Genomic DNA, 4583 nt, shown 5'->3' on the forward strand with positions numbered 1-4583 from the left:
GGCCCACCAAGCCGACGATCAGTAGCCGGACTGAGAGGTTGAACGGCCACATTGGGACTGAGACACGGCCCAGACTCCTACGGGAGGCAGCAGTGGGGAATATTGCACAATGGGCGAAAGCCTGATGCAGCGATGCCGCGTGAGGGAAGAAGGTTTTAGGATTGTAAACCTCTGTCTTCGGGGACGATAATGACGGTACCCGAGGAGGAAGCTCCGGCTAACTACGTGCCAGCAGCCGCGGTAATACGTAGGGAGCGAGCGTTGTCCGGAATTACTGGGTGTAAAGGGAGCGTAGGCGGGACTGCAAGTCAGGTGTGAAATGTAGGGGCTTAACCCCTACCCTGCACTTGAAACTGTGGTTCTTGAGTGAAGTAGAGGTAAGCGGAATTCCTAGTGTAGCGGTGAAATGCGTAGATATTAGGAGGAACATCAGTGGCGAAGGCGGCTTACTGGGCTTTAACTGACGCTGAGGCTCGAAAGCGTGGGGAGCAAACAGGATTAGATACCCTGGTAGTCCACGCCGTAAACGATGATTACTAGGTGTGGGGGGACTGACCCCTTCCGTGCCGCAGTTAACACAATAAGTAATCCACCTGGGGAGTACGACCGCAAGGTTGAAACTCAAAGGAATTGACGGGGGCCCGCACAAGCAGTGGAGTATGTGGTTTAATTCGAAGCAACGCGAAGAACCTTACCAGGTCTTGACATCGTGAGCATAGCTTAGAGATAAGTGAAATCCCTTCGGGGACTCATAGACAGGTGGTGCATGGTTGTCGTCAGCTCGTGTCGTGAGATGTTGGGTTAAGTCCCGCAACGAGCGCAACCCTTACTGTTAGTTGCTACGCAAGAGCACTCTAGCAGGACTGCCGTTGACAAAACGGAGGAAGGTGGGGATGACGTCAAATCATCATGCCCCTTATGACCTGGGCTACACACGTACTACAATGGCTGTTAACAGAGGGAAGCAAAGCAGTGATGCAGAGCAAAACCCTAAAAGCAGTCTTAGTTCGGATTGTAGGCTGCAACCCGCCTACATGAAGTCGGAATTGCTAGTAATCGCGGATCAGCATGCCGCGGTGAATACGTTCCCGGGCCTTGTACACACCGCCCGTCACGCCATGGGAGTCGGTAACACCCGAAGCCTGTGTTCTAACCGCAAGGAGGAAGCAGTCGAAGGTGGGATTGATGACTGGGGTGAAGTCGTAACAAGGTAGCCGTATCGGAAGGTGCGGCTGGATCACCTCCTTTCTATGGAGAAACGAAGCAGTAAAATGCTTCAAAAAAAATCTCCGGTCAGCAAGGGAAAGAAACGAATGGTTGTTCAATTTTGAAGATGTCTGAGAGATCAGGTATCTTGAAAAGAGCATAAGAGTCCCTTAAACGGGGGTGTAGCTCAGCTGGGAGAGCACCTGCTTTGCAAGCAGGGGGTCAGGAGTTCGATCCTCCTCATCTCCACCATGGGACGAGGAAACGAACGAAGACGAAAAGCTACAGGCAAAGAACTTAACTCGTTTGGGCGCATAGCTCAGGTGGTTAGAGCGCACGCCTGATAAGCGTGAGGTCGGTGGTTCGAGTCCACTTGTGCCCATCGGAAACGAAAGTTTCCAAGCAGCAGCTTGAAAATTGAATAATGAAGCAATATTAAAAGTAATGCAAATGAGGAAAACGACTATAAAAGAAATAGTCGGGAATACTACAATCAGCAAAAACTTAATTATGGAACATAATTCTAAGGTTAAGCTAATAAGAGCGTAGGGAGAATGCCTTGGCATCAGGAGCCGATGAAGGACGCGATAAGCTGCGATAAGCTGCGGGGAAGAGCAAGTATCTTATGATCCGCAGATTTCCGAATGGAGCAATCCGCATGAGTATGCTCATGCACTGTACAGTGAATAAAATAGCTGTATGGGGGGAACCGCCTGAACTGAAACATCTAAGTAGGGCGAGGAAGAGAAATCAACCGAGATTCTGTGAGTAGTGGCGAGCGAAAGCGGAAGAGGCTAAACCGAAAGTAGCAATACTTTCGGGGTTTTGGACAGCATTTAGTATTGTAAGGATCTAGTTGAATCGTGTGGGAAAACGAACCAAAGAGTGTGAGAGTCACGTAAGCGAAAGATCTGAGCAGCGAGCTGTATCCGGAGTACCGCGGGACACGTGAAACCCCGTGGGAAGATGGGGGGACCATCCTCCAAGCCTAAATACTACCTGATGACCGATAGCGAATAGTACTGTGAAGGAACGGTGAAAAGAACCCCGGGAGGGGAGTGAAAAAGAACCTGAAACCCTATGCTTACAAGCACCGAGAGCACGTCAAAGTGTGATCGGGTACCTTTTGTAGAATGGTCCGGCGAGTTATTGTATGCGGCAAGGTTAAGCACTTAAGGTGTGGAGCCGAAGCGAGAGCGAGTCTGAATAGGGCGAATAAGTCGTATGCAATAGACCCGAAACCGAGTGACCTATCCATGTCCAGGCTGAAGTGGAGGTAAAACTCCATGGAGGGCCGAACCCACGTTCGTTGAAAAGACCGGGGATGAGGTGTGGATAGCGGTGAAATTCCAATCGAACTCGGATATAGCTGGTTCTCTCCGAAATAGCTTTAGGGCTAGCCTCATGACAGATTACCGGAGGTAAAGCACTGAATGGGCTAGGGGTCGAAAGATTACTGAACCTTATCAAACTAAGAATGCCGGCTAATCGATTCATGGGAGTCAGACTGTGTGAGATAAGTCTCACAGTCAAAAGGGAAACAGCCCAGACCCACAGCTAAGGTCCCAAAGTATGTTTAAGTGGAAAAGGATGTGGGGTTGCATAAACAACCAGGATGTTGGCTTAGAAGCAGCCACTCATTAAAAGAGTGCGTAATAGCTCACTGGTCGAGTGACCCTGCGCCGAAAATTCAACGGGGCTAAAACATACACCGAAGCTTGGGATTGGCAGTAATGTCAGTGGTAGGAGAGCGTCGAATAAGGGGTGAAGTCGCAGCGGAAGCGGCGGTGGACTTTATTCGAGTGAGAATGCCGGAATGAGTAGCGAGAATTATGTGAGAATCATAATGGCCGAAAATCTAAGGTTTCCTGAGGAAGGTTCGTCCGCTCAGGGTAAGCCGGGGGCTAAGGTCAGGCCGAAAGGCGTAGCCGATGCACATACGGTTGAAATTCCGTAGCCACCGAAAGATTAAAGCAAGAGGACGCTTCTGAAGTGATGTTGCCGGGCGATGGTTGACCCGGTCGTAAGGGATCGAAAATAAGTAGAGAAGTCATCATGGAGGGAGACAAGAAAAGTCTTGTGTATATCTGAGGTGCCCGTACCGCAAACCGACACAGGTAGATAGGAAGAAGATTCTAAGGCCAACGGGAGAAGGGTTGTTAAGGAACTCGGCAAGTTGACCCCGTAACTTAGGGATAAGGGGTGCTTGAGTGATCAAGCCGCAGAGAATAGGCCCAGGCGACTGTTTAGCAAAAACACAGGTCTCTGCTAAATCGAAAGATGACGTATAGGGGCTGACACCTGCCCGGTGCCGGAAGGTTAAGAGGAGATGTGAGAGCATTGAATTGAAGCCCCGGTAAACGGCGGCCGTAACTATAACGGTCCTAAGGTAGCGAAATTCCTTGTCAGGTAAGTTCTGACCCGCACGAATGGTGTAACGATCTGGGCACTGTCTCAACAACCCGCCCGGCGAAATTGTAGTACCGGTGAAGATGCCGGTTACCCGCGACTAGACGGAAAGACCCCATGGAGCTTTACTGTAGCCTAATATTGGATTTCGGTATTTCATGTACAGCATAGGTGGGAGACTGGGAAGCATCGGCGTCAGCTGGTGTGGAGTCGACGTTGGGATACCACTCTTGAAGTGCTGGAGTTCTAACCTGCGGCTTTGAATCAAGTCGGGGGACATTGTTAGGTGGGCAGTTTGACTGGGGCGGTCGCCTCCTAAAGAGTAACGGAGGCGCTCAAAGGTTCGCTCTGCATGGACGGAAACCATGCGTCAGAGTGTAAACGCAAAAGCGAGCCTAACTGCGAGAATGACGGTTCGAGCAGTAACGAAAGTTGGAGTTAGTGATCCGGCGGTATGTGAATGGAAATGCCGTCGCTCAACGGATAAAAGCTACCCTGGGGATAACAGGCTGATCTCCCCCAAGAGTCCACATCGACGGGGAGGTTTGGCACCTCGATGTCGGCTCATCGCATCCTGGGGCTGAATTCGGTCCCAAGGGTTTGGCTGTTCGCCAATTAAAGCGGTACGCGAGCTGGGTTCAGAACGTCGTGAGACAGTTCGGTCCCTATCTGTCGTGGGCGTAGGATATTTGCAAGGAGCTGTCCCTAGTACGAGAGGACCGGGATGGACGCACCTCTGGTGCACCAGTTGTCACGCCAGTGGCACAGCTGGGCAGCTATGTGCGGAACGGATAAACGCTGAAGGCATCTAAGCGTGAAGCCGCCCTTAAGATAAGATATCCCATCTGTTTACAGAGTAAGACCCCTTGAAGACTACAAGGTTGATAGGCTCAAAGTGTAAGTGCAGTGATGTATTTAGCTAGCGAGTACTAATTGGTCGAGGGCTTAACCTAAATATGTTCCAATAT

2 tRNA genes and 2 rRNA genes are annotated in these 4583 nt (G+C 50.6%); all 4 read left to right on the forward strand.

The features are described from left to right. A 16S ribosomal RNA gene (locus tag CUS_RS03330) occupies nucleotides 1-1248 on the forward strand; the annotation flags it as partial. A gap of 134 nt (nucleotides 1249-1382) precedes the next feature. Next, nucleotides 1383-1458, forward strand: a tRNA-Ala gene (locus CUS_RS03335). 56 nt (nucleotides 1459-1514) lie between these two features. After that, nucleotides 1515-1588: transfer RNA gene (locus CUS_RS03340), tRNA-Ile, on the forward strand. A 145-nt stretch (nucleotides 1589-1733) separates the two neighbouring features. Further along, a 23S ribosomal RNA gene (locus CUS_RS03345) occupies nucleotides 1734-4568 on the forward strand. Nucleotides 4569-4583: the final 15 nt, after the last annotated feature.

The organism is Hominimerdicola alba 8, assembly GCF_000178155.2.
Taxonomy (GTDB): Bacteria; Bacillota; Clostridia; order Oscillospirales; family Ruminococcaceae; genus Hominimerdicola; species Hominimerdicola alba_C.